Source organism: Microbispora sp. H10830 (genome assembly GCF_014161375.1).
Lineage (GTDB): Bacteria > Actinomycetota > Actinomycetes > Streptosporangiales > Streptosporangiaceae > Microbispora > Microbispora catharanthi.
In genome coordinates, this window is the sequence record NZ_JABBWX010000011.1 from 23739 (window position 1) to 46742 (window position 23004).

Genomic DNA, 23004 nt, shown 5'->3' on the forward strand with positions numbered 1-23004 from the left:
TCCTTCCCGCTCGCCATCGAACGGATCGAGTCTAGTTCGAGGAAGGTGCGGGGGTATCAGGGGTTGCACCGAACCTCCACGAGACCTTCCCGGTGCCGACGTCGATCCCGCTTTACCCGTCGCCGCCTCCTGCCCTACCCTCATGATCCATCGGAAGGAAGGTCCGCATTACCGGATCTTCGGGCGATTCGCCACATTCCTGACTAGCTCTCTGTCCGCTTGGGATGCCCACTGATGATTCGCATAAGCCTCCGCGTGGCCGCCCTCGCGGTCACGGCGGTGGCGGGAGCCCTGTCCCTCACCGGCACGGCGGGCGCCTCCGGCACCCCGGCGCGGCCGGTGCCCACCGGGCCGGGAGCGCTGACGAGGAACCCGCTCTACACCGCGGGCGAGTTCGAATCCTCGAAGTGCGCCGAGCCGGCCCGGCGGGCCGACGACCTCGACTCCTACCGGGCCTACCTGGACGACCTGCTCGGCTGCCTCGACCGGACCTGGAGCGAGAGGTTCCGGCAGGCCGGACTGCGGTTCTCCCCGCCCAGGGTGCGTTACATCACGAAGAGCGTGTACACGGGCTGCGGCCAGTACGTGGCGAGCTACGCCGCGGCCCTGTACTGCCCCAGGAACACGACGATGTGGATCATGCTGTCCAAAGAGGAGCTGTCGGACCCCATGGGGTTCGAACTCTTCACGATCGTCACCCACGAGTACGGCCACTACGCGCAGGACCGCGCCGGCATCCTGGCCGAGTTCGAGCGGCAGTCCCGCACGCTGAGCGGGAAGCGGGCCTACGACCTCAACCGCCGCATCGAGCTGCAGGCCGAGTGCTTCTCCGGAGCCTTCGTCCGCAGTGTCTGGCCCTCGCTCGGCCGCGACCGGCAGGACTGGGACGAGCAGCTCGCGGAGGTCGAAGGCGACATGTGGCACGGCAAGACGCGCAACATCCGCTACTGGCTCACGCGCGGCTGGTCCGGCGGCGGCCCGCAGGTGTGCGACACCTTCTCCGCCCCCGCGTCCAGGACCGCCTAACGGGGGACCGTGAGGACGATCTTGCCGAACTGGGCAGCTCCACTCCCCCGCCGCTCGTCACGGCGGCGACCTCCTTGACCAGGTCCTCCTCTTCCGTGGCGATGACGTGGGCGGCGCCCGCGTCCAGCAGCCGTTGTCTCTTGGCGTGAGTGCGGGTGGTGGCGATGGGGACGGCGCCGATGTGGTTGGCGACCTGGATGGCTGCCAGCCCGACGCTGCTGGAGGCCGCGTTGATGAGCACGGTGTCGCCCGGGTTGATGCGGCCGAACTCGATCAGCAGGCCGTAGGCGGTGGTGTAGGCCATCCAGGTGGCCGCGCCGGTCACGGCGTCCACGCCGTCAGGGGGCGACCCGGGACAGCGCTTCGAGGGGGTCGGCGAGCACCTGGGCGAAGGCCAGTTCGGCCGCCCCCATCAGCGTCGCGTCGTCGCCCAGGGCCGAGGTGCGCAGCCGCACCTGCTCCCGCGTCGCGCGCAGGGTGCCGGTGGCGATCCGGCTGCGCACCTGGGCGGCCGAGCCCAGGTAGATCTCCCGCAGGATGCCGCCGAAGACGACCATCTCGGGGTTGAAGATGTTCACCAGGCTGGCCACGCCGAGCCCGAGCCAGTTGCCCACGTGGGCGAGGGCCTCCTGCGCCATCACGTCGCCCCGGTCGGCGGCGTCGACGACGGCGCGGACCGCGTCCCTGCCGATCATCTCGCCGTACCGGCCGGCGTGCTCCATCAGAGCCGGCTCCCCCACCTCGGCTTCAAGGCAGCCGCGCGAGCCGCAGGCGCACCGGCGGCCGTCGGGGTTGACCATCATGTGGCCCACCTCTCCGCCGTACCCGCCGTACCCCCCGAGGAGCTGGCCGTTCACGATGATGCCGCCGCCGATGCCCACGTCACCGTGCAGGTAGATCAGGTCGCGGCAGCCGGCGCCGATCCCGCGGGTGTGCTCGGCGAGCGCGCCGAGGTTGGCCTCGTTGCCCATCGCCACGGGCAGCCCGAGCGCGAGCCGCTTGGTCAGCTCCTCCCCCAGCGGCACCTCGAACGCGCCGATGTTCGGCCCGATCCTGACCACGCCGTCGGAGGCGCGGACCACTCCGGAGACCGCCGCCGCCGCGCCGACGCAGATCGTGTCCTCGCGCGTCTTGCGCCGCATCTGCCGGGCGAAGCCCGCCAGCGTCCCCACGACCTGGGCCATGTCGAACGGCTCGCGCGCCCGCACCGCCTCGCGGCGGTCGAGGATCACGCCGCCGAGGCCGATGCGCGCGGCCGCCAGCCGGTCGACCCCGACCTCGAAGGCGAGCACGTAGACGCGGGCCGTCTCCGGGCGGACGACCAGCGACGGCCGTCCCGCCCGGCCGGTGTCCTTGGGCAGCTCCTCCCTGACGAGGCCGGCCGCCGTCAGGTCCGCCGTGAGCGCCATGATGGTGCTCCGGTTCAGCCCCATCAACGAGGTCAGCTCGGCCCGCGAGGTCGGCCCTCCGAGGTGGACGTGCCGTAGCAGCGTCCCGAGATTGTGCTTGCGGATCTCCTCCTGTGAGGGACCGGCGCGCATCATCGGGGCAGCCTCGGATTCCGTGGGGTCGGGGGGAACCTGAGCAGGTCAGGGGTCGGAGATCACCTTATCGGGCCCGATCACGTCATCTTCTGCCGGTCGCCGCCGCGCGCTTCCTCGACAGCGCGTCCACGCCCGCGGCGAGCAGGAGCACCGAGCCGGTCACGACGAACTTGACGCCGGCGCTGTAGCCCATGAGGCCCATGCCGTTCTCGATGACCGCGACGACCGCGCCGCCGAGCAGCGCGTCGAGCGCCCGGCCCTTGCCGCCGAAGAGGCTGGTGCCGCCGATGACGGCCGCGCCCACCGCGAACAGCAGCACGTTGCTGCCGCCGGTGTTGGGGTCGACCGAGTTGGCCCGCGACGCCGCGATGATGCCGCCGAGCGAGGCCATGAAGGAGCAGATGACGAAGGCGGAGATGCGGATGCGGTCCACGTTGATGCCGGCCCGGCGGGCGGCCTCGGCGTTGCCGCCGACCGCGTAGATGTGCCGGCCGTACGCCGTGCGCCGCAGCACGAAGGTCCAGACGATCAGCAGGATCACGATCAGCGGGACGACGATCGGCACGCCCTTGAGCGACACGAGCGCCGCGTTGCGGCTGCGCTCCAGGTTGAGCACGTACACCGCGATCCCGGCGACCACGGCGAGCGTCGCGACCCGGGCCGCGATGACCGCGACGGGGGTCGCGACCAGGCCGCGGGACGCGCGGCGGCGCGCCTGCACGAACTGGATGGCGGCGTACGCGGCGACGCCCACGACCAGCGCCGCCCAGCCGGCGACCGGCGGGACGTTCTTGTTCGCGATCGCGAGGATCGTCTCGTCGCGGATCGAGATGTTGGTGCCGTCCTTCACCAGCAGCAGCACGACGCCCTGGAAGGCCAGGAACGCCGCCAGCGTGACCACGAAGGACGGGATGCCGAGCTTGGCCACCAGCGACCCGAGCACCAGGCCGATGACCGCGCCGGTGACCATCGCGGCCAGGACCGCGAGATACCAGGGCCAGCCCTGCAGGGTCAGCAGCACGGCGAGCACCGCCGCGCAGACGCCGCTCGCGAAACCGGCGGACAGGTCGATCTCGCCGAGGAGGAGCACGAAGATCAGGCCCATGGCGATGACGGCGACCGCCGCGCCCTGGGTGAACAGGTTGGCGAAGTTGACCGCCGACAGGAAGGCCGGGCGCAGGACCGAGAAGACCACGCAGAGGATGACGAGGCCGAAGACCGCGGGAAGCGCCCCCAGCTCACCGCCCTTGACCCGCTCGAGGTAGCCCTTGACGTGCCCGCCGAGCGCGGACTCGGCGTTCTCCTGCTTGGGGAGCGTTTCGGTTGTCATGATGCCGCTCCGTTGCCGTTCTTGAGGCCGAGCTCCCCGCTGCGCCCGGAGGTGATCAGTTCCACGATCTGCGCGTGGGTCACTTCGGATGCCTTGACCTCGGCCGCCATCCGGCCCAGGTACAGCGCCGCGATCCGGTCGGACACGGCGAAGACGTCGTTCATGTTGTGGGAGATGAGCACCACCGCGAGACCTCTGTCGGCCAGGCGGCGGACCAGCTCGAGCACCTGGGCGGTCTGCGCGACGCCGAGGGCGGCGGTCGGCTCGTCGAGGATGACGACCTTGCTGTTCCACAGCACGGCCTTGGCGATCGCCACGGTCTGCCGCTGACCGCCGGACAGGCTGGAGACGTGCTGGCGCAGCGACTTGACGGTGCGGACCGACAGGCCGGCCAGGGTCTTGGCCGCCATCTCCTCCATCGTGTCCTCGTCCAGGACCAGACCGCTGCGGCGCTCGCGGCCGAGGAACATGTTCTGCACGATGTCGAGATTGTCGCAGAGGGCGAGGTCCTGGTAGACGATCTCGACGCCCAGCGCCGCCGCGTCCCTGGGCCCGCTCACGTGGACCCGCTCGCCATCGAAGAAGTACTCGCCCGAGTCGATCGGGTGGATGCCGCCGATGCACTTGACCAGCGTCGACTTGCCGGCGCCGTTGTCGCCGACGAGTGCTGTCACCTCGCCCGGATAGGCCGAGAAGGCGACGTCGTGAAGGACCTGCACGGGGCCGAAGCTCTTGTTGATGCCGCGCAGTTCCAGGATCGGTCCCTGGGACACGATGGGCTACTCCGTAGATCGATGGGGCCGGTACGGCGCCGTTCTCCGGGCCGCCTCTCGTCGCTCCGGGCGGTGCGGGGCGCCCTGTGCCTGGTCAGAACGGTGCCAGGTCAGGACGGGGCGCCCCGCACGGTGCTCGTCGCGGCTCAGCACGTCACCCGCTCAGGGGGTCCGCGTCGCCGTACGCACCCGGTGGATGGATGTGCTTAGCTGACGCCGGCCTCGGTGCACTTGTCGGCGAAGTCGCCGGTGCACAGCTCGTCCTTGGTCACGAAGCCGTCGGCCACGACGTCCTTGACGTTGTCGAAGAAGATGGCCTGGGGCTCCAGCAGCACGGAGGGGACGTCACGGTTGCCCTCGGTGTCCTTGACCGTGCCGCTCGCCTGCGGCTGCTCGCCCTTGGCCAGCGAGACGGCGAGCTGCGCGGCGGCGTCGGCCTCCTTCTTGATGGCCTTGTAGACCGTCATGCACTGGTCGCCGGCGAGGATGTTCTGCAGGCCCTGCACGGTGGCGTCCTGGCCGGTGACCGGGACCTTGCCGTTCAGCTTCTGCTTCTTCAGCACGGAGATCGCGGCGTTGCCGAGGCCGTCGTTGGCCGCGAGGACACCGGCGATCTTCGGCTCCTGGGTCAGCATCTGCTCGAAGATCGTGCCGGCCTGGGTGTTGTCCCAGTCGGGAACCGACTGGTCCGGGCCCTTCTTGTAGTCGCCGGAGTCGTACTTCGGCTGCAGCACGCCGTCGTAGCCCTGCTTGAACAGCGTCGCGTTGTTGTCGGTCGGCGAGCCGTTCAGCTCGGCGATGATCGGCTTGTCGGCCTTCTTGTCGGTCAGGCACTTGACCAGGCCCTCGCCCTGCAGCTTGCCGACCGCCGTGTTGTCGAACGACACGTAGTAGGAGGCGCTGCCGCCGAGCGTGAGGCGGTCGTAGTCGATCGTCGCGACGCCCTGCGACTTGGCCTTGTCCAGCACGGCCTTGCCGGTGCCGCTGTCGAGGTTGACGATCATCAGCACGGTCGCGCCGTTGGTGATCATCTGGTCCGCGATCGTCTGGAAGGCGGTCTTGTCGCCCTGGGCGTTCTGGATGTCGTACTGGACGCCCGCCGTCTTGAACGCCTCCTCCAGGTACTTGCGGTCGGCGGTCTCCCACCGGGCGGAGGACTTGCTGTCCGGCAGAATGACGCCGACCTTGCCGGGCTTGGCGTCGCCGGCGGCGGCCGAGGGGGCGCCGCTGGTCTGCGCGGAGGTGTCACCGCTCTCGCCCCCGCAGGCGGTGAGACCGAGGGTGAGCGCCGCGGCGGCGGCGCCGATGCTGAGGATCCCCTTGCGCATGATGCGTGGGTCCTTTCTTTGGCTGGGGGTCTATGAGGGGGTGCGGCCGAGCCGGTGCCCCTTCCCGCCGTCTGGGCAGATCTTGTGGGCTGTAGGCACCTTGGCCACCCGGTACGGCAGGGGCCGGGTCACGGCGTTCACCGCTCCAGGGAATGTTGTTTGAGACAACGTAAGCCCAAAGCCCAGGTGGTGAAAGACACAGGACGGTAACGTTTGTTGTCCGCGGTAACAATGAAGAAACGCACGATCAACATCGGACGGCGTTACGTCCCGCCCGGCTTCGACGGGTGATCGTGACACGTTCGTTATCCCACGACTCCTACCGTCGGCAGGGACGCCCCCCGTGTGTGGCGGCGGGGCCGGCGATGCGGAGGCCGGTGATGCCCCGGACCGGTCGTCCTCGTGGCCGCCGCCGCCCTGGCCGCCTGCCTGGCCGCCGCCGCGGCGACCGTCGAACCGCTCCTGCGCGGCGTCCGTGTCGAGCGCCTGCGGGAGTCGTCCGCCTGACCCGATTCCGCGGCCTGCCGCCGTAAGGCTATCCGCCGTGGCCCGGCGGCGGCCCGTAAGGCCGCTGCGGCGGACCGTATGCGGGCTGCTGAATCACCTGAGCGTGCTGCGCCCTGATCCGCTCGTGCCGCAACCCCAGCCGCACGGCCCAGTAGATGACCAAGAACAGCACGGTCGCCGAAACGGCGAGCGAGATGAGCACCCCCAGGACGCTGCCGATCATCGCTCCCCCTACGTATGAGGAAACAAGACTGCCGATCTTGAGAGGGACTGTCCAGTCCCCGGATCTCGGACAGGCGCGCTCAGTGGGCGAGGCTCTGCCCGAGCAGCGCGCAGGCGGAGACGGCGGCCACCGCCAGGACGGCCGTACGGACCCGCCCGCCGTCGAGGTAGCGGCGCAGCGGCCCCGAGGCCGCGAAACCGAGCAGGACGAAGGGAACCAGCGCCGCTCCCGCGGCCAGGGCGCGCCCCGGAAGCCTGCCGAGGAGGGCGAGGATGACGAGCGACTGGGCGGCGCTCACGCAGAAGTACATCGCCAGCGTCGCCCGGATCTGCGGGCCGCGGGCGCTCTGGTAGACGAGGGCGATCGGCGGGCCGCCGATCCCGGTGGCCGTGCCGGTGATCCCCGAGAGGAACCCGGCGGCCGTCAGCGTCGCGCCGTTGCGCGGCACGGACACGGCGCGGGCCGTCAGCACGACCGCGACCAGCACCATGACGCCGACCAGCACGCCGAGCGTCGCCGCGCTCACGTAGACGACCACGAGGGCGCCGATCGCGCTGCCCGGCAGCCGGCCCAGCAGGGCCCATCCCGCTCCCCGCCACTCGGCCCTGCGCCACTCCCTGGCCAGGGTGAACAGCGGCATCGCCATGTTGACGACCTGGACCGCCCCCGGCATGACCGAGGGATCGAGCAGCGTGATCAGGGGTGCGGCCACCAGGCCCAGCCCGAAGCCCACCCCGCCCTGCACGACCGCGCCGATGAAGACGGCCACGCCCGCGATGAGCAGCAACGCCACGTCGTGATCCATGCGCCGGACCCTAGCGGTGCCCCCATGCCACCCGGCAATCGGTTATCCGGGCCCAGGAACTCGGACAATCACCGTCAGTAATTGAAATATGTTGCGAGAGTAATCAGAGCCTTCGTAGACTCCCTCGTGGCGACATCGCCATAGCGCTTTTTGTAGACAGGATCGTAGCCTCGCGGTATGGGGAGCGAGCAACGCCACACGACGATCCGGGTCAGCGTCGAGATCAGAGACCTGATAGCGCAACTCTCCGAGCAGGAAGGCAAGAGCATGACTGCATTGGTCGAGGACGCCGTGAGGGAGCACAGGAAGAAGCTCCGCTGGCAGCGGGTCGCAGAGCAGATGGAGCGGACACGAAGGGACGACCCGGAAAGCTGGGCGGAGTACGTCGCGGAGCGCGACCTGTGGCTCGGCCCTCCGTCAAACCGCATCGCCCCTGAGTGGGAAGGTCTGATCGATCTGCCCGAGGATCTCCCCAACGAACCCAAGGAGAGGGATGAGGGTTAGGCAAGGCGACATCTGGTGGGCGAGCCTCGGCGAGCCGATCGGCCGCGAGCAAGGGTACGGCCGGCCTGCCGTCGTCGTCAGCAACGACATCTTCAACAGGCTCGTACGCGACCCCGTGCTTGCCGTCCCGTTGACGACGCGATTCCGCGGCTGGGACACGCACATCGAGATAGCGCCTGAGGAAACCGGGCTGCCGAAGACAAGCTGGGCGATGGTCGAACAGCTACGCGCGCTCTCACCTGAGCGGTTCGGCACAAGAATCGGAGTCGTTCCGCCCGACATACTGTCGGAGATCGCCGACTGGGTCGTCGACATGTTGTAGAGAGCAGCGGCGCCGTCCTGGACGGGACTGAGATCCCGTCCAGGACGGCGTCATGTCCGATAAGGATTCGGCTCAGCTCTTGGCGAGCAGGGAGCGCAGGACGTACTGCATGATGCCGCCGTGACGGTAGTAGTCCGCCTCGCCGGGCGTGTCGATCCGCACCACGGCCTGGAACTCGACGTCCCCGGCCCGCACGGTGACGGTGGCGGGCGTCGAGCCGGTGTTGAGCTCCTCGACGCCCACGATGTCGAAGGTCTCCTCGCCGGTCAGGCCCAGCGAGTCGGCGCTCTCGCCCTCGGGGAACTGCAGCGGCAGCACGCCCATGCCGATCAGGTTCGACCGGTGGATGCGCTCGTACGACTCCGCGATGACGGCGCGCACGCCGAGCAGCGCGGTGCCCTTGGCCGCCCAGTCACGCGACGACCCCGAGCCGTACTCCTTGCCGGCCAGGACGACCAGCGGGATGCCGTCGGCCTGGTAGTTCTGCGACGCGTCGTAGATGAACGCCTGCTCCCCGCCCTTGGTGTAGTCGCGGGTGTAGCCGCCCTCGACGCCGTCGAGCAGCAGGTTGCGCAGCCGGATGTTGGCGAACGTGCCGCGGATCATCACCTCGTGGTTGCCGCGGCGAGAGCCGTAGGAGTTGAAGTCCCTGACCTCGACGCCGTGCTCGCGCAGGTAGCGGCCCGCCGGGGTGTCGGCCTTGATCGCGCCCGCGGGCGAGATGTGGTCGGTGGTGACCGAGTCGCCCAGCTTGGCGAGAACCCGGGCGCCCCGGATGTCCGTGACCGGCTCGGGCTTGGCGGGCATGCCGTCGAAGTACGGCGCCTTGCGGACGTACGTCGACTCCGGGTCCCACTCGAAGGTGTCGCCGGTCGGGATCGGCAGCGACTGCCAGTGCTCGTCACCCTTGAACACGTCCGCGTAGTCGCGCTGGAACATGTCCTGGCTGATCGACTCCGACACCACCGCCGCGACCTCCTCGGGCGCGGGCCAGATGTCCTTGAGGAAGACCGGCTGCCCGTCGGAGCCGACGCCGAGCGGCTCGTTGTTGAGGTCGATGTCCATGGTCCCGGCCAGCGCGTACGCCACCACGAGCGGCGGCGAGGCCAGGTAGTTCATCTTGACGTCGGGGTTGATCCGGCCCTCGAAGTTGCGGTTACCCGACAGCACGGCGGTGACCGCGAGGTCGTTCTCCTGGATCGCCGTGGAGATCTCCGGCTCCAGCGGGCCGGAGTTGCCGATGCAGGTGGTGCAGCCGTAGCCGACGAGGTTGAAGCCCAGCTTGTCCAGGTAGGGCTGGAGGCCGGACCGCTCGAAGTAGCCGGTGACGACCTGGCTGCCCGGGGCGAGCGACGTCTTCACCCACGGCTGGCGCGACAGGCCCTTGTCCACCGCGTTCTTCGCCAGCAGGGCCGCGCCGAGCATGACGTACGGGTTGGAGGTGTTCGTGCAGGACGTGATCGCGGCGATCGTGACGACACCGTGGTCGATCTCGAACGAGGTGCCGTCCGACAGCGTGACCGGGGTCGGCCGGTGCGGCCGCTCGCCGTTACGCCGCACGGTGTGCGGCACGTCGCCCGCCCCACTGTGGGAGATCGCCGGAGAGTCCGACGCCGGGAACGACTCGGCCGACGCCTCGTCGGCGGGGCCCTCGATGCACTCGTCCGTGACGTACGTGCGGACCGCGGCGCGCCAGGCCGACTTGGCGTCCGCCAGCGGGATGCGGTCCTGCGGGCGCTTGGGCCCCGCGATCGACGGGACGACGGTCGACAGGTCGAGCTCGATGTACTCGCTGAAGGCGGGCTCGGGCGCCGAGGGATCGAGCCACAGGCCCTGCTCCTTCGCGTACGCCTCGACCAGCGCGACCTGCTCCGGCGAGCGGCCGGTGAGCTTGAGGTAGTCGATGGTCTGGCCGTCGATCGGGAAGATGGCGCAGGTGGAGCCGAACTCGGGGCTCATGTTGCCGATCGTGGCGCGGTTGGCCAGCGGCACGCTGGAGACGCCTTCACCGTAGAACTCCACGAACTTGCCGACCACACCGTGCTTGCGCAGCATCTCGGTGATCGTGAGCACGAGGTCGGTCGCGGTGGCGCCGGCCGGCAGCTTGCCGGTCAGCTTGAAGCCGACCACCCGCGGGATCAGCATCGAGATCGGCTGGCCGAGCATCGCCGCCTCGGCCTCGATGCCGCCGACACCCCAGCCGAGCACGCCGATGCCGTTCTCCATCGTGGTGTGGGAGTCGGTGCCCACGCAGGTGTCCGGGTACGCCTTGCCGTCGCGGGTCATGACCACGCGGGCCAGGTGCTCGATGTTGACCTGGTGGACGATGCCGGTGCCGGGCGGGACGACCTTGAACTCGTCGAACGCCGTCTGGCCCCAGCGCAGGAACTGGTAGCGCTCGCGGTTGCGCTCGTACTCCCGCTCGACGTTGCGGACGAAGGAGTCGGGGTGGCCGAAGAAGTCGACGATGACCGAGTGGTCGATGACCATCTCGGCCGGCGCGAGCGGGTTGATCTTCGCCGCGTCGCCGCCCAGGTCGCGTACGGCCTCGCGCATGGTGGCGAGGTCGACGACGCAGGGCACGCCGGTGAAGTCCTGCATGATCACGCGGGCGGGGGTGAACTGGATCTCCACGCTCGGCTGGGCGTTCGGGTCCCAGCCCGCGATGGCGCGGATGTGGTCGGCGGTGATGTTCGCGCCGTCCTCGGTGCGGAGCAGGTTCTCCAGCAGGATCTTGAGACTGTACGGGAGGCGCGCCGACCCCTCGACGGCGTCCAGCCGGTAGATCTCGTATGACGCGTCACCGACGCGCAGCGTGTCACGGCTGCCGAAGCTGTTCGCGGACACGAAGTTCGCCTCCCCAGGGTTCCGGGCTTGTCTCAGGTTTCGTGTGCATCCTCCCGCACGCACGGGACACTCCTGACAATTAGGTTGCCCTAACCTGTGCGGGTCGACGGATGTCTCGACGTCAAGATATCCCCCAAGATATCTCGACATCAAGTTACTTGCGGGTAGGCCATCGGCCAAAGCACTGACATCGGCAAACAGCCGGATTTTTCAGCTTTCGGGAAGTTCCTGCGGACGCGCCGGGCGCGTCCCCGCTCAGGCGGGCATCAGCCGCAGGCAGAACAGCGCGATCACGACGATCGACAGGGCGGGGCCGAGGAACTGCTTCTCGAACGCCTTGCCGGTCTTGATGCCGATGTCCCACGGCAGGAGCCAGCGCCCCTTGATCGGCCATAAGACGGGACAGCCACGCTCGGTCAGGCAGTCGCCGATCACGTGCACCAGGCAGCCGACGCCGATGGCCAGCCCCAGCCAGGAGTAGGTGACCCCGAGCGTCATGAAGGTCAGGAACAGCCCCGCGGTGAGTCCCACGTTCACGATCGCGGAGGTGAGCGTCTTGCCGGGCACGCCGATGCCCACGGCGCGGATCGCCAGGCCGATCATCAGCACGACCAGGATGTCGCGGCCGATGGCGTAGCGGTCGCCGAGCAGGTGCGCGCCCACTCCCATCAGGACGCTGAAGAGCAGCGAGTGGGTGGCGTGCCGGTGCCCGCCGCTCACGAAGTTCACACCCTTGCTGAGCAGCCAGGTCACCGGTCCGAACGTCTGGGCGATCGTGGCACTGGGGTGGTCGAGATCGGGCAGCATGGCCGCGCCCGCGCACACCACGGCGCCTGCGACGAGCTCGGGCGGGGTCAGGATCGGCCCCGTCAGCGTCGCCAGCTCCGGATGTCCCAGCGCGTCCGGCAGCGCCACCAGGGCCGGCGCGACCGCCAGCCACACCGCCGCCCCGCTGAGGGCGTGCGAGTGCCCCATCATGACAAGATCACGCTTTGAGACTCTACGGCAAAGCACCGACAAATTCCGCGAAGCGCCCACCCGCCGGGCCCGTGTCGCACCCCAGGGGCACGGCAACGGCAGGAACGTGCCACGTGACGGCGGCCGGAAAATACAAAGACGGGATCGTCCCGCTCCAAGAGCACCCCCCAGCCCTCTCAGAGCAGAACGATCCCGTCTTCGTGAGAGATAACGCTACGGTCTCGGGGCCTGTTCCCCCTACTCGAAAAACTTCCGCGTGAGCTATGTCACTCTTACCCGGGCATTGTCGCGAGAACGATCGCGATATATCGTTGAGCCATCGAGAACGGATCGTGAACCAGGCGAATCGTGAACCAGAAGGGGGCACTGCGATGAGTTCGGCACACGCGGTCGGCGGGCCCTGGGCCCGCCCGGAGTTCGGACACCGGTTCCGGCACGAGTTCAGGCATGAGATGCGGCGCGCGCTGCGCGAGGCGCTGGTGAAGGGGGCAGTCATGTGGCACCAGGAACATCACGAGGGCGGGGGTCCTCACGAGCACCGGCACAGGGGCGGCCCGCGGGGGCGCGGCCCCTGGGGCGGTTTCGGGCCCGGCCCGTTCGGGCCGCCGTGGGCGGGCGGCAACTTCCCGTTCGGCCCCCGGGGCTTCGGACGGCCCAGGAAGGCCAAGCGCGGTGACGTACGGGCGGCGATCCTCGCCCTGCTCTCCGAGGAGCCGCGCAACGGCTACCAGATCATCCAGGAGATCGCCGAGCGCAGCCAGGGTGGATGGAAGCCCAGCCCGGGCGCGGTCTACCCGGCTTTGCAGCAGCTCACCGACGAGGGCCTGGTGCGCGCGGAGGAGACCGACGGGCGCAAGACGTTCCAGCTCACCGAGGCCGGCCGCGCCTACGTCGAGGAGCACGGGGACGAGGTCCGGGCGCCCTGGGAGGAGATGACGCCGGACATCGGGGACAACGTCCACGAGCTGTTCGACCTGTCCAGGCAGGCGGCGTCCGCGCTGTTCCAGATCGCCCACTCGGGCACCGAGGGGCAGGTCAGGCAGGCGAGGCAGGTCCTGACCGAGACCAGGCGGCAGCTGTACCGGATCCTCGCCGACGGCGACCCTGTGGAGGAATGACGATGGTCTCCCCCGACGAGCCCGCCGCCGCAGGCGGCGCAAACGCCTCCCGCGGCGGCGAGACGCCGAGCGCGGGGTCGGCCGGCCACGCCCCGCCGAGCGGTCCGGCGTACGGCGGGCTGCGGATCGGCGACCGGGAGCGCGACGAGGTGACGCGGCTCCTGCACGACGCGTTCGCGCAGGGCCGCATCACCCGCGAGGAACTCGACGAGCGCCTCGACGCGACGCTCTCGGCGCGCACGGCCGAGGACCTGCGGCGGGTGACCGCCGACCTGCCCGGCGCGTGGCCGGACGACGCCCGGACGGGGAGCGCGCCGGGCGGCGGCCGCCGGGCAGGCGACGCACGGGCCGGGAGCCCGTGGCGCCCGGGCTTCCCGCCCGCCGGCGTGCCCGGTTTCCCCGGCTCCCCCGTGGGCGCGCGCCCCGGCCCGTACGGCCCGTACGGTCCCTCCCGGCCCGGCGGCCCGCACTGGGCATATGGCAACTGGGGACACGGCATGGCCCCGCGGCGGCACGGCCGCCATCGGCATCCGGCGATGTTCCTCATCCCGGTGGCCGCGATCGTCGTCCTGGCGGCCGGTCCGATGTGGCCGCCGTTCCTGGTGCTCAAGCTCCTGTTCGTCGCCCTGCTGGTGAAGGTGGTGCTCGGCCTGGCCCACCACCGCCGTCACCACCGGTACCACACCCGGCACTGACCTCCGGGTCTTGCGCAATGGAGCTCCAGGTGATGACTTCTCGGTAGGAGCGCGTCAGCGTCTGCCGAGGAGGAACCAGGACACGTGCTGTTGCCACGGGTCAAGCGGAAGCACGAGCCGCACCGCTTCGATGACGGAACGGTGCGCATCGGGGGCGAGATCTACGGCCTGGCCACCGAGATCAGCGATCCGACGGGCGGCGCGTGGGCCGCGCTCACCCTGATGGACGGCACCCGGTCTCCCGCCGACGTCGCGGAGGCCGTGTGCCGGCGGCTGCCCGGTGTTTCCGCGCCCCAGGCCTCGCGGATCGTCGCCGCCCTCATCGCGTCGGGACATGTGGAGGACGCCTCGGCCCCGATACCGGGGGAGCTCAGCGAACGGGAGCGCGAGCGGTACGACAGGAGCCAGGCGTTCTTCCATCAGGTCGACCTCGCGCCGGGACGGCAAGGATGGGACGCGCAGGTGCGGCTGCGGACGGCCCGGGTCGTGGTGCTGGGCCTCGGCGGCACGGGGAGCCACGCCGCGTGGGCGCTCGCCGCCTCCGGCGTCGGTCGCCTGCACTGCGTCGACGCCGACGTGGTGGAACTGTCGAACCTGAACCGGCAGGTTCTTTACACGGAGGACGACCTCGGCCGCGCCAAGGTGGACGCGGCCGTCGGCAGGTTGCGCCGGCTCAACTCCGACATCGAGGTCACCGGCGAGCGGCGGACGATCGGCAGCGAGGGGGACCTGCTGTCCGTGGTGGCGGGCGCCGACGTCCTCGCGCTGTGCGCCGACGAGCCGAGGGAGCCCGGCATCCGGATCTGGGCCAACCGGATCTGCGCGCGGGCCGGCGTGCCGTGGGTCGGCGGAGGCTACAACGGTCCCCTCGTGACCGTGGGCGCCTTCGCCCCCGGGCGGGGCGCCTGCTACGAGTGCCTGGCCGCGGGGGAGGCGCGCCGCCGCAGGCCGGGTCTTCCGGTGGACCTCGGAGGACCGGGCGTGGTCGCCGCCTCGGCCGGCGTCTCGGGCCACCTGGTCGCCCACTCGGTGATCTCGCTGATCACCGGAGTGCCCGAGCCCGCCACCGGGACGGTCGTCGGATTGAACCTCATCGCACCGGACCAGCACGTCTGGGTGCGGCATCCGCCTCGTCCGGACTGCCCGGTCTGTGGAAGTCAGCGGAAATCGACCGAGTCGCAAAATAGGACTTGACCGATCATGTGCGACATCCGAACATTTAGATGTTTTCTCGCGCGAGGTCCGCACCAACAATCCACAGCGGAAGGTGCTCGATGACCCCTCAAGAGCAAAACCAGACCCAGCCGGAGGAATCCGCCGAACCTGTCGCGGCCGAGATCGCGATCCGCAGACTGGACAAGATCGAGACGACGGCCTTCAGCCAGGGGAACTCCACCTGAGGCCGGCCCGCGAGTGCCTGACACATGCTGCCCGTCAGGAGCGGGGATCCAGGTGGACGCATCGCGAGGCGGAGGAGGCCGTAGCGGAGCTGTGGGCGCCTTTCCCGGGTTCCGCGGAAAGTCCGAGGCTACGGGGAATTCTCGCGAGTGGGGTTTCTGGTCCCGTAGGAATTCCGAGCATGCGGGGAATTTCCACGGGCCGGGTGACGATTTCGGGCCCCGCGAAAAGTCCGCGCCTTCGAGGAGCTCCCCACGGGTGATGCGCGGCGAGGCGCCGCCCTGGCCGCGCGCAGCGGCGCGTGATCTGCCGGGCACCGGGACCGGGGCGGGCCGTACTCCCGCCCCGGTGCGCCCCACGGGCCACTCGTCATGACACCGACCCGGGTCATCCTGCACGACCTCGGCGTACGCCGGGATCGCGAGGAGTGGATCGTCGGGCGGGTGGAGACGGGCGACGTCATCGCCGTGCCCGCGCAGGGCATGCGGGTCATCCGCCTGTTCCAGGAGGGGGCGACGGTCCCCGAGGTGGAGCGGCGGCTCGGCGCGGAGACCGGCACCCGGGTGAACGTGGGCGGATTCGTCGACGGCCTGGTCCGTGCGGGACTGGTGGCGGCGGTCGACGGATGCCCCGTTCCCGCGGCCGCTCCCCCGCCGCCCACCTTCCCCCGGCTGCTGCCCCGCCACGTGCGGTGGACGCTCAACCCGTTCCTGCACGCCGCCCTGGCGGCCGTGATCCTGGCCGGGGCGGCGGTGGCACTGCTGCGGCCCGGCGTCGTACCCGGCTGGCGGGACCTGCTCTGGAGCGACCGCGGGACGCTGGTCCTGCTCGCCCAGACGGCGGCCGGATGGCTGCTGATCCTCCTGCACGAGCTGGCCCATCTGTGCACGGCTCGCGCCGCCGGCGTGCCGGGGCGCATCAGGTTCGGCACCCGTCTGCAGTTCCTCACGGCGCAGACCGAGGTGTCGGGCGTCTGGCTGGCGGATCGCCGGGTCCGGCTGACGGTCTACCTCTCCGGCATGGCGCTGGACGCCGCCGTGTGCGCGGCCTGCCTCCTGCTGACCGTGCCGGCCGGTCCGCGACCGGCCCTGTCCGTCGTCGCGATGACGGCGCTGCTCATGCTGTCGGCCCAGTTCCTGGTGTTCATGCGCACCGATCTCTACTTCGTCCTGCAGGACGTGACGGGCTGCCGGAACCTGTACGGCGACTCCGCCGCGTACGCCGCGCACGTGTGCCGCCGGGCCTTGCTGCGCCGGTCGGCCGATCCGCTCGCCCGGCTGCCGCGGACCGAGGGCCGCTGGGTCCGGGCGTACACCGCGCTGCTCCTCGCCGGGACCGCGCTGTGCCTCTGCCTCGCCGTCGCGGTGACGATTCCCGCGACCCTGGGCCTGCTCGCCGGTTCCGTGCGCACGCTGCTCGACCCGCCCGGCTGGGTCGCCGCGGCGGACGGCGTGGTCACGGTGCTGGTCGTCACCGGGTTCCACGTCCTCTGGGCCACGACGTGGTGGCGCAGGCACGGCCCGAAGGCGCGCCGTGCCGCCGGACTGCTGAGGAGGAACCGTGATCCCGAGCGATGTGTTCGATGACGTCAGGGCCGCCGACGGCGAGTTCCTGGGATTGGACGCCTACCAGGCCGAGTTCGACGAGGTCTACCGCGACGCGGCGGGGGTGGTGTGGAAGCTGGAGCGCGCCCAGCACTTCCACGAGCCGGCCGTGCCGAGCTGGCGTGCCGCCGACGCGGGCGACTGGGCGCTGGCCGTCGAGCTCATCGAGGAGATGCGGGCCCCGCTGACCGCGATGTACCGCGAGCGGGCCCCGTTCCGGCGGCTGCGCGTCGTCGAGCTGCCCCTGACCCCATACCTGCAATGGGAGGCGCAGATCTTCGCCGTGCGGGTGGCGGCGGGCGAGGAGATCAGGGTGATCGGGGCTGCGGCGGTCGCACCGCTGGAGACCCGGGCGCCGCTGCCCGAACTGGTGGTCTTCGGCCCGGGCCTGCTGTACGAGGTCCGCTACGACGAGATCGGGGCCGCCGTCGGCGCCCGCCGGATCACCGATCCCGGCGTCGTCTCACCCTGCCTGTCCGCCCTGGTCTCCCTGTACGGCGAGGGCGAGGACCTGCTGCCGTTCTTCGAGCGTGAGGTGGCCCCGCTGCCGCCTCCGCCCGGCCTGTCGGACAAGCCCGCCCAGATTGGGCCTTGACCCCGGATCGGGAGCGGCCAACGATCGACATGTCGCCCTCGGGGGAGAGTTTGCGGCCACGCCGACGAACGGAGGGTGAGATGAAACCGGCCGAGCCAGAACCCGAGGTGGTGCAGGAGACCGAAGGAACGGCGGGGACGAGACAGATCAGGATCAGGCTGCTGGACGCGACGGAGACGGCCGTGTGCAGCAACTCGACGGGGAACTGATTCACCGGACGTCCCCGGAAGACCCACGCGCGCCACGTTTCCAGATCCGGGCCGGAACCTGGCGCGCTCCGACCAGCGATTCGGCTTCGGCCGAAGGAGACTTCATGCCCGGAGAAGCGTTCGAGCACGTCAGACAGGCCGCGGGACAGGTTCTTCCCGCGGCGGAGTACCGGTCCGAGCTCTACGACCACCTGCGCCGGATCGAGGGCGTGGTATGGAAGCTGGAACGCGCCCAGCACTTCCACGAACCCGACACCCCGAGCTGGGTCGCCATGATGAGCGGAAACTGGGACCGGTCGCTCGCGCTGATGGACGAGATGCGCTTCGCCGACGACCTGCCGCCCCGGGCGGAGCTGCGCCGGCTGCGGATCGTCGAGATGCCGCCGACGCCCTACCTGCAGTGGGAGATCGTCCTGCTCGCGGCGCGCACGCGGGCGGGCGAGCGGGCACGGGCGCTGCACGCCCGGTCCGTACGCCACCTGGAGAGCCGCGCGCCGCTGCCCGAGCTGCTGATCCTCGACCGGGACCTGATGTACGAGGTCCTCTACGACGAGATCGGCGCCCACGTGGGCGGACGACGGATCACCGACACCCGGGTCGTCGAGGACTGCGCCCGAGCCGTCGCCGAACTGTACGCCGACGCCGAGGACATGTTGGCCTTCCACGACCGCGAGGTGGCGCACCTGCCGCCGCCGGTCGCCCGGCGGATCCTGTCCCGCCCCGGCCACCCCTGAGACGCGCCCGCGCCCCGCCGGCGGGACAGGGCTCAGGCCCCGTCCCGCCGGTGCTCCTCCAGCACCGCGCGCAGGGTGGCGAGCGTCGCGGCGGTGCGGGTGAGGTCGGCGGCCGGGACGGTGGCGGTGCGGGCGGCCAGCTCGGCCTCGAAGGTCGGACGGGCCGCGGCCAGGAGCCGGGAACCCTCCGGGGTGAGGCTGAGCACCGAGGACCGCCGGTCCTCCGGATGCGCCGCGCGCACGCACAGGCCCGCGCTCTCGAGCCGGTCGACGGCCTTGCTCACGGCTCCGACGGTGATCCCCACCTCGCGCACGATGTCGAGCACCCGGCACCCGGGGCGGCCGTCGATGATCTCCAGGAACTCGAACTGACCCAGGCCGATGCCGTGCTCTGCGCGCAGCCGGTCGCTCACCGCGTTGTACAGCCGGGTCTCGACGCGGACGAGATCGGTGAACAGACGAGTGATGTCCGTCACATCAACCGATTCGGTTGATTCCCGGGAATCATCTTCTGCGGAATCGGATTGAGGGTCATATGTGCATTCCACGGAATGCATCCTCTCACCCCCGACATCATGGAGGTCCTGATGACCCGCCGGCAGCGCGAGGCCGTCGACGCCCTGCACCGCAACGCCCCCGTCCACCCGAACCCGACGCTTGCGGAGCGGCGCGCCGGATTCGCCCAGGCAATTTCCCGGCCCCTGCCCGGCGACGTCGCGGCGCAGGAGACGGTGCTCGCCGGCCGTCCCGCGCTCGACCTGACCCCGGCAGGCGCCACCGGCCGCGGGCGGCTGCTCCATTTCCACGGCGGCGGCTACGTCCTGGGGTCGCCCGGCACGCACGCGGGAGTCACCGCCCAGCTGGCGCGCCGTGCCCGGCTTCGGGCGACGTCCGTGGACTACCGGCTGGCCCCCGAGCATCCCTTCCCCGCCGCGGTGGACGACGGCCTCGCCGCCTACCGGGCACTGCTCGACGGGGGTGTGCGAGCGGAGGAACTGGTGCTCGCCGGGGACTCCGCGGGCGGCGGGCTGGTCGTCGCCACCCTGGTCGCGGCTCGCGACGCCGGCCTGCCGCAGCCGGCGGGCGCCGTCGTCTTCTCCCCGTGGGTCGACCTGACACTCGGCGGGCAGAGCATGCGCACGAAGAAGGACGCCGACCCGATCTTCACCCGGGAGGCGCTCCAGGCGCTCGCCACCCCCTACCTGGCCGGTCAGGATCCCGCCCAGCCGCTGGCCAGCCCCGTGTTCGCCGACCTGCGGGGCCTGCCCCCGCTCCTGGTGCAGGCCGGCTCGAACGAGATCCTGCTGGACGACGCCGTCCGGCTCGCCGGGCGTGCGGCCGCCGACGAGGTGGAGGTCACGCTGCGGGTCTGGCCGCAGGTGCCGCACGTCTTCCAGAACCACTTCGGCCACCTCGACGAGGCCGACGAGGCACTCGACGAGGCCGCCCGCTTCCTGTCTGCGCGGGTGCGGGCCGGGCACGAGGCACAGGCGGACCGGCGCCTGAACCCGGAGGACTCCGAAAACCCTGAGGAGCCCGGTGCGGGCCGCCCCTGACCGCCGCGGTCGATCCCGTCAGGAACGCGGCGGGCGCAGGCGGGCCATCTCGGCCGCGATGTCCTCCAGCCTCCAGTGGGCGTTCAGCCCACTGGGGTTGGGCAGGACCCACAGCGCCGTCCCGCCGATCGCGTCCTCCTGCGGGCCGATCCGGGCCGCGGGGCGCGCGAAGGCGACCCGATAGGCCGACACCCCCGCTATCGCCAGGACGCGGGGGCGGACCTCCGCAACCAGCCGCGCGAGCCGCTCACCGCCCACGCGGAGCTCCTCCGGGGCCAGCTCGTCGGCCCGGGCGGTCGCCCGGGCCACGATGTTGGTGATGCCCAGCCCGTACGCCGGGAGCAGGTGCTGCTCGGACGGCGCGAGCCTGTGCGGCACGAGACCGGACAGGTGCAGGGCGGGCCAGAACCGGTTGCCCGGCCGCGCGAAGTGGTGACCGGTCGCGGCCGAGTAGAGGCTGGGGTTGATCCCGCAGAACAGCACGTCGAGCCCGGGGCCGAGCACGTCCTCGATCGTCGCGTTCCTGGCCGCCTCGAGGTCGGCCTTGGTGGGGGCCATGCCGCGATGCTAGTGCCGCCCGCTCCTGGTCGCGTTCCACACGGCGCTGGTGCGCAGGTGGTTGTCGTAGAGCTCCTGAACCTCCAGGAGGGACTCCGGGGGTTGCTTGCCGTAGGCGATGCGCTCCAGTTGACGGAAGTATTCGAAGCGCTCCACGCCCGGTGTGACGACGATGAGGATGTCGGCGTCGTGGCCGGGGGCGGCGGCGAACGCGTGGGCGAGCCCGGGCGGGACGATGACGAGGTCGCCGCGTTCGGCGGTGACGACCTCGTCCCCGGTCAGAAGCTGGGCGCAGCCGTCGAGCAGGTAGAACAGCTCGGCGGAGCCGGAGTGGTGATGGGGAGCGGCGCCGTCCGCCCCGTCGTTGAGGGTGATGCGCTGGGCGGACAGGGCGCCGCCCGTGGCGCTGCTGTCGGCCAGCAGCCGCATGGTGATGGGGGCCCGGCCGATGACCTCGGCGTCGGCGGAGCGGACGATCACGGATTCGGCGAAGTCGGGTACGACCAGCGACATGTCGGAGTCCTTCGTCAGAAGTGGTGCTGCGGATACGGGGGTTCAGACGGCGAAGAGCAGCGCGGCACTGATGAGCACGGTCACGGCGGTCGCGAAGTGGATACCGAAGGCGACCGCCCGGGTGCCGCCGTTGCGCAGCACGATCAGGGTGTCACCCAGGGGCAGCAGGGCGACGATCAGCATGTACCAGGCCTCGGCGCGGGCGCCGGCGAAGGCCAGCAGGGCCAGGCCCAGCAGACCGTAGCCCCCGTCACGCAGGCCCTTGATCATCAGGTAGGCCGCGTCGCCGTCCTTCTTGGCCGGGACGCCGTAGCCGGCGGCCGCCGCCTGGGGCACGAGCAGGAAACGGGCTCCGATGAACAGGACGAACAGGTTGAGGACGACGGCGAGGCCGTACGCGACGGGGGTGAGCATGTCTCTCTCCGAGAACTAGCAGCGCTAGGAACGAGAATGACGCTAGCAGAGCGTTGCGATAAACGCTAGCGCTGCTAGAGTTCCAAGCATGTCTATCCAGTCACGCAGGGAGCGCGAGCGCGCCGAGCGGGAGAAGCTGATCATCACGGCGGCCCGTGAGCTGGCCGAGGCCGAGGGCTGGGAGGCGGTGACGACCCGGCGGCTGGCCGAGCGGGTCGAGTACAGCCAGCCGGTGCTCTACAGCCACTTCAAGGGCAAGGGCGCGATCATGGCGGCCGTCGCCGTGGAGGGCTGCGCCGACCTGGCCGTGGAGCTGCGGGCGGCCAGGACCGCGGCGCCGGACGCCCGCCGCGCCATCGCCGGCGTCAGCGCGGCCTACATGGCCTTCGCCGACCGGCACCCGGCCCTCTACGACGTGATGTTCAGCCAGATCGTCCCGCTGCCGTTCGCCACCCCCGAGGCCCCGCCCGCCCTGCAGGCGGCCTTCGGCGAGCTGGCCGATGCCGTCCGTCCCTACTCGGGCGGCGACAACCTGGGCGCGCTGACCGAGACCTTCTGGGCCGCCCTGCACGGCCTGGTGACCCTCATGCGCGGCGGCCGGCTCCCGCGCGAGCACCACGAGCTCAGGCTCGGGCTGCTCCTGGCCCGCTTCACGGGCTGAGCCCCGCCGCCGAGCTCCGGAGGCCCAGACCGGGCGCCCAGACGGCGCCCAGACGGGGCCCAGACGGGCCGGCGGAAGAGCCGGAGGCTCAGGGGAAAGGCCGCGCCACCTCGTCGAGGGCCTGCTCCATGATCTGCGAGAGCGGGCGGGCCTCCTGCTCCTCGATCCAGACGTGCGTCGCGATGCGCAACGCGACGAGGAAGGCGGCGGCCATGATCCGGCACTTCAGGTCGGCGGCCGGCGCTCCCGCCCCGTCGCGGTCGGAGATCGCCTGGACCAGCTCCCGTTCCAATGCGGCGTGGTTGGCGAGCTGCCGGGCGAGCAGGGACGGGTGGCGCTTGGTGAGCGAGGTGCGCACCGCCCACTCGCGGTCGAGCTCTCCCAGGTCCTTCAGCTCGTCGCGCACGGCGCCGCGCAGCGCCTGCCAGCCCGGCTCCCCCGCCGGCCGTTCGCGGACCGCCCGCACCAGAGACCGGACCCGCTCCTCCTCGCCGTACAGGAGGGCGTCCTCCTTGCTGCCGAAGTAGTTGGAGAAGGTCCTGCGCGAGATGTTGGCGGCCTCCACGATGTCGTCGACGGTGACATGATCCAGCCCGCGTTCCACGGCGAGCCGCAGGGCGGCCTTGTGGATGGCCTGCCGCGTCTCGGCCTTCTTACGCTCGCGCAATCCCGCCGTCGTCTCCATGGTGGGCTCAGCTTAGCCGCTCAAACATTGCCCACTGCGCAAAGTTGCCCAGTGGGCATGTAATCTTGGGGCAGTTG

Annotated in this window: 27 protein-coding genes; 13 read left to right on the plus strand and 14 right to left on the minus strand. The window is 70.8% G+C overall.

Going from position 1 to position 23004, the window contains the following annotated elements; translation table 11 throughout:
- Positions 1 to 234 precede the first annotated feature (234 nt).
- Complete coding sequence (locus tag HHX35_RS26070; RefSeq protein WP_182901372.1) at positions 235 to 1026, plus strand: neutral zinc metallopeptidase; 792 nt, start codon at positions 235 to 237, stop codon at positions 1024 to 1026.
- On the opposite strand, the gene HHX35_RS26075 is transcribed toward HHX35_RS26070, so the two are convergent.
- From HHX35_RS26075 to HHX35_RS26105, 7 genes are all read right to left on the minus strand, one after another.
- Positions 953 to 1360, minus strand: a complete 408-nt coding sequence (locus HHX35_RS26075; protein ID WP_310739313.1) for a zinc-binding dehydrogenase — start codon at positions 1358 to 1360, stop codon at positions 953 to 955. The two genes, HHX35_RS26070 and HHX35_RS26075, sit on opposite strands and share 74 nt — an antisense overlap.
- 4 nt (positions 1361 to 1364) lie before the next feature.
- The gene (locus HHX35_RS26080; RefSeq protein ID WP_225898021.1) at positions 1365 to 2570 is read right to left on the minus strand and encodes an ROK family transcriptional regulator; all 1206 of its coding nucleotides are present in this window, start codon (positions 2568 to 2570) and stop codon (positions 1365 to 1367) included.
- A gap of 82 nt (positions 2571 to 2652) precedes the next feature.
- Positions 2653 to 3900: a sugar ABC transporter permease gene (locus tag HHX35_RS26085; protein ID WP_139574664.1), complete on the minus strand. Its 1248-nt coding sequence runs from the start codon at positions 3898 to 3900 to the stop codon at positions 2653 to 2655.
- Entirely contained in the window at positions 3897 to 4673 is a 777-nt protein-coding gene (locus HHX35_RS26090) for an ATP-binding cassette domain-containing protein (RefSeq protein WP_139574663.1), read from the minus strand. The genes HHX35_RS26085 and HHX35_RS26090 overlap by 4 nt, the downstream gene beginning before the upstream one ends.
- Positions 4674 to 4879: 206 nt before the next feature.
- Positions 4880 to 6001, minus strand: coding sequence for a sugar ABC transporter substrate-binding protein (locus HHX35_RS26095; protein WP_182901373.1), 1122 nt, complete (start codon positions 5999 to 6001; stop codon positions 4880 to 4882).
- Positions 6002 to 6536: 535 nt separating this feature from the next.
- Positions 6537 to 6731 (minus strand): hypothetical protein, encoded by a 195-nt coding sequence (locus HHX35_RS26100; RefSeq protein ID WP_182901374.1) that lies wholly within the window; start codon positions 6729 to 6731, stop codon positions 6537 to 6539.
- A 79-nt stretch (positions 6732 to 6810) separates the two neighbouring features.
- Complete coding sequence (locus tag HHX35_RS26105) at positions 6811 to 7536, minus strand: sulfite exporter TauE/SafE family protein (RefSeq protein ID WP_182901375.1); 726 nt, start codon at positions 7534 to 7536, stop codon at positions 6811 to 6813.
- A gap of 177 nt (positions 7537 to 7713) precedes the next feature.
- Between HHX35_RS26105 and HHX35_RS26110 the strand changes: the two genes are divergently transcribed.
- Positions 7714 to 8040: a ribbon-helix-helix protein, CopG family gene (locus HHX35_RS26110; RefSeq protein ID WP_182901376.1), complete on the plus strand. Its 327-nt coding sequence runs from the start codon at positions 7714 to 7716 to the stop codon at positions 8038 to 8040.
- Complete coding sequence (locus tag HHX35_RS26115) at positions 8030 to 8362, plus strand: type II toxin-antitoxin system PemK/MazF family toxin (RefSeq protein ID WP_139574657.1); 333 nt, start codon at positions 8030 to 8032, stop codon at positions 8360 to 8362. The genes HHX35_RS26110 and HHX35_RS26115 overlap by 11 nt, the downstream gene beginning before the upstream one ends.
- A 72-nt stretch (positions 8363 to 8434) precedes the next feature.
- Here HHX35_RS26115 and HHX35_RS26120 read toward each other — a convergent pair whose 3' ends face one another.
- Together HHX35_RS26120 and HHX35_RS26125 are read right to left on the minus strand one after the other, a co-directional pair.
- Positions 8435 to 11209, minus strand: a complete 2775-nt coding sequence (locus HHX35_RS26120; RefSeq protein WP_310739314.1) for an aconitate hydratase — start codon at positions 11207 to 11209, stop codon at positions 8435 to 8437.
- 255 nt (positions 11210 to 11464) lie between these two features.
- Positions 11465 to 12187, minus strand: coding sequence for a metal-dependent hydrolase (locus HHX35_RS26125; RefSeq protein ID WP_142559909.1), 723 nt, complete (start codon positions 12185 to 12187; stop codon positions 11465 to 11467).
- A gap of 371 nt (positions 12188 to 12558) precedes the next feature.
- Here HHX35_RS26125 and HHX35_RS26130 point away from each other — a divergent pair, with 371 nt between their 5' ends.
- From HHX35_RS26130 to HHX35_RS26155, 8 genes are all read left to right on the plus strand, one after another.
- Positions 12559 to 13305, plus strand: a complete 747-nt coding sequence (locus tag HHX35_RS26130; protein WP_182901378.1) for a PadR family transcriptional regulator — start codon at positions 12559 to 12561, stop codon at positions 13303 to 13305.
- A gap of 2 nt (positions 13306 to 13307) precedes the next feature.
- Entirely contained in the window at positions 13308 to 14000 is a 693-nt protein-coding gene (locus HHX35_RS26135; protein ID WP_182901379.1) for a DUF1707 domain-containing protein, read from the plus strand.
- An 84-nt stretch (positions 14001 to 14084) separates the two neighbouring features.
- A complete protein-coding gene (locus HHX35_RS26140; protein ID WP_182901380.1) occupies positions 14085 to 15194 on the plus strand; it encodes a ThiF family adenylyltransferase in 1110 nt (369 codons plus the stop codon).
- Positions 15195 to 15274: 80 nt separating this feature from the next.
- Entirely contained in the window at positions 15275 to 15400 is a 126-nt protein-coding gene (locus HHX35_RS43750) for a hypothetical protein (protein ID WP_259405416.1), read from the plus strand.
- A 369-nt stretch (positions 15401 to 15769) separates the two neighbouring features.
- Positions 15770 to 16984 carry a hypothetical protein gene (locus HHX35_RS26145; protein ID WP_182901381.1) on the plus strand — a complete coding sequence of 405 codons (1215 nt, stop codon included), beginning with the start codon at positions 15770 to 15772 and terminating at the stop codon, positions 16982 to 16984.
- On the plus strand, positions 16959 to 17597 hold the full coding sequence (locus HHX35_RS26150; protein WP_182901382.1) for a DUF6879 family protein: 639 nt from the start codon (positions 16959 to 16961) through the stop codon (positions 17595 to 17597). Before HHX35_RS26145 ends, HHX35_RS26150 begins: the two co-directional genes overlap by 26 nt.
- Positions 17598 to 17677: 80 nt before the next feature.
- On the plus strand, positions 17678 to 17806 hold the full coding sequence (locus HHX35_RS43755) for a hypothetical protein (RefSeq protein ID WP_259405417.1): 129 nt from the start codon (positions 17678 to 17680) through the stop codon (positions 17804 to 17806).
- 104 nt (positions 17807 to 17910) lie between these two features.
- Positions 17911 to 18540, plus strand: coding sequence for a DUF6879 family protein (locus HHX35_RS26155; protein WP_182901383.1), 630 nt, complete (start codon positions 17911 to 17913; stop codon positions 18538 to 18540).
- A gap of 32 nt (positions 18541 to 18572) precedes the next feature.
- Here the strand turns inward: HHX35_RS26155 and HHX35_RS26160 are convergent, their stop codons facing one another.
- Positions 18573 to 19016 (minus strand): MarR family winged helix-turn-helix transcriptional regulator, encoded by a 444-nt coding sequence (locus HHX35_RS26160; RefSeq protein ID WP_182901384.1) that lies wholly within the window; start codon positions 19014 to 19016, stop codon positions 18573 to 18575.
- A gap of 75 nt (positions 19017 to 19091) precedes the next feature.
- Here HHX35_RS26160 and HHX35_RS26165 point away from each other — a divergent pair, with 75 nt between their 5' ends.
- On the plus strand, positions 19092 to 20096 hold the full coding sequence (locus tag HHX35_RS26165) for an alpha/beta hydrolase (RefSeq protein WP_259405418.1): 1005 nt from the start codon (positions 19092 to 19094) through the stop codon (positions 20094 to 20096).
- 18 nt (positions 20097 to 20114) lie between these two features.
- Here HHX35_RS26165 and mug read toward each other — a convergent pair whose 3' ends face one another.
- From mug to HHX35_RS26180, 3 genes are read right to left on the minus strand one after another with little or no spacing between them, the layout of a single operon-like run.
- Positions 20115 to 20654: a G/U mismatch-specific DNA glycosylase gene (gene mug, locus HHX35_RS26170; RefSeq protein WP_182901385.1), complete on the minus strand. Its 540-nt coding sequence runs from the start codon at positions 20652 to 20654 to the stop codon at positions 20115 to 20117.
- A 9-nt stretch (positions 20655 to 20663) separates the two neighbouring features.
- Entirely contained in the window at positions 20664 to 21167 is a 504-nt protein-coding gene (locus HHX35_RS26175) for a cupin domain-containing protein (RefSeq protein ID WP_182901386.1), read from the minus strand.
- A 42-nt stretch (positions 21168 to 21209) separates the two neighbouring features.
- Positions 21210 to 21581, minus strand: a complete 372-nt coding sequence (locus HHX35_RS26180; protein WP_182901387.1) for a DUF4267 domain-containing protein — start codon at positions 21579 to 21581, stop codon at positions 21210 to 21212.
- An 88-nt stretch (positions 21582 to 21669) separates the two neighbouring features.
- On the opposite strand from HHX35_RS26180, the gene HHX35_RS26185 reads away from it, so the two are divergent.
- On the plus strand, positions 21670 to 22242 hold the full coding sequence (locus HHX35_RS26185) for a TetR/AcrR family transcriptional regulator (RefSeq protein WP_182901388.1): 573 nt from the start codon (positions 21670 to 21672) through the stop codon (positions 22240 to 22242).
- Between the two features lie 88 nt (positions 22243 to 22330).
- Here the strand turns inward: HHX35_RS26185 and HHX35_RS26190 are convergent, their stop codons facing one another.
- The gene (locus HHX35_RS26190; protein ID WP_182901389.1) at positions 22331 to 22927 is read right to left on the minus strand and encodes a TetR/AcrR family transcriptional regulator; all 597 of its coding nucleotides are present in this window, start codon (positions 22925 to 22927) and stop codon (positions 22331 to 22333) included.
- Positions 22928 to 23004 lie beyond the last annotated feature (77 nt).

What these genes read in the sequence shown, in the direction of transcription:
- HHX35_RS26070 (WP_182901372.1), top strand. Translation starts at nt 235, where the DNA reads ATGATTCGCATAAGCCTCCGCGTGGCCGCCCTCGCGGTCACGGCGGTG.
- HHX35_RS26080 (WP_225898021.1), bottom strand. Translation starts at nt 2,570, where the DNA reads ATGATGCGCGCCGGTCCCTCACAGGAGGAGATCCGCAAGCACAATCTC.
- HHX35_RS26085 (WP_139574664.1), bottom strand. Translation starts at nt 3,900, where the DNA reads ATGACAACCGAAACGCTCCCCAAGCAGGAGAACGCCGAGTCCGCGCTC.
- HHX35_RS26095 (WP_182901373.1), bottom strand. Translation starts at nt 6,001, where the DNA reads ATGCGCAAGGGGATCCTCAGCATCGGCGCCGCCGCCGCGGCGCTCACC.
- HHX35_RS26100 (WP_182901374.1), bottom strand. Translation starts at nt 6,731, where the DNA reads ATGATCGGCAGCGTCCTGGGGGTGCTCATCTCGCTCGCCGTTTCGGCG.
- HHX35_RS26105 (WP_182901375.1), bottom strand. Translation starts at nt 7,536, where the DNA reads ATGGATCACGACGTGGCGTTGCTGCTCATCGCGGGCGTGGCCGTCTTC.
- HHX35_RS26110 (WP_182901376.1), top strand. Translation starts at nt 7,714, where the DNA reads ATGGGGAGCGAGCAACGCCACACGACGATCCGGGTCAGCGTCGAGATC.
- HHX35_RS26115 (WP_139574657.1), top strand. Translation starts at nt 8,030, where the DNA reads ATGAGGGTTAGGCAAGGCGACATCTGGTGGGCGAGCCTCGGCGAGCCG.
- HHX35_RS26125 (WP_142559909.1), bottom strand. Translation starts at nt 12,187, where the DNA reads ATGATGGGGCACTCGCACGCCCTCAGCGGGGCGGCGGTGTGGCTGGCG.
- HHX35_RS26130 (WP_182901378.1), top strand. Translation starts at nt 12,559, where the DNA reads ATGAGTTCGGCACACGCGGTCGGCGGGCCCTGGGCCCGCCCGGAGTTC.
- HHX35_RS26135 (WP_182901379.1), top strand. Translation starts at nt 13,308, where the DNA reads ATGGTCTCCCCCGACGAGCCCGCCGCCGCAGGCGGCGCAAACGCCTCC.
- HHX35_RS43750 (WP_259405416.1), top strand. Translation starts at nt 15,275, where the DNA reads ATGACCCCTCAAGAGCAAAACCAGACCCAGCCGGAGGAATCCGCCGAA.
- HHX35_RS26145 (WP_182901381.1), top strand. Translation starts at nt 15,770, where the DNA reads ATGACACCGACCCGGGTCATCCTGCACGACCTCGGCGTACGCCGGGAT.
- HHX35_RS43755 (WP_259405417.1), top strand. Translation starts at nt 17,678, where the DNA reads ATGAAACCGGCCGAGCCAGAACCCGAGGTGGTGCAGGAGACCGAAGGA.
- HHX35_RS26155 (WP_182901383.1), top strand. Translation starts at nt 17,911, where the DNA reads ATGCCCGGAGAAGCGTTCGAGCACGTCAGACAGGCCGCGGGACAGGTT.
- HHX35_RS26165 (WP_259405418.1), top strand. Translation starts at nt 19,092, where the DNA reads ATGCATCCTCTCACCCCCGACATCATGGAGGTCCTGATGACCCGCCGG.
- mug (WP_182901385.1), bottom strand. Translation starts at nt 20,654, where the DNA reads ATGGCCCCCACCAAGGCCGACCTCGAGGCGGCCAGGAACGCGACGATC.
- HHX35_RS26175 (WP_182901386.1), bottom strand. Translation starts at nt 21,167, where the DNA reads ATGTCGCTGGTCGTACCCGACTTCGCCGAATCCGTGATCGTCCGCTCC.
- HHX35_RS26180 (WP_182901387.1), bottom strand. Translation starts at nt 21,581, where the DNA reads ATGCTCACCCCCGTCGCGTACGGCCTCGCCGTCGTCCTCAACCTGTTC.
- HHX35_RS26185 (WP_182901388.1), top strand. Translation starts at nt 21,670, where the DNA reads ATGTCTATCCAGTCACGCAGGGAGCGCGAGCGCGCCGAGCGGGAGAAG.
- HHX35_RS26190 (WP_182901389.1), bottom strand. Translation starts at nt 22,927, where the DNA reads ATGGAGACGACGGCGGGATTGCGCGAGCGTAAGAAGGCCGAGACGCGG.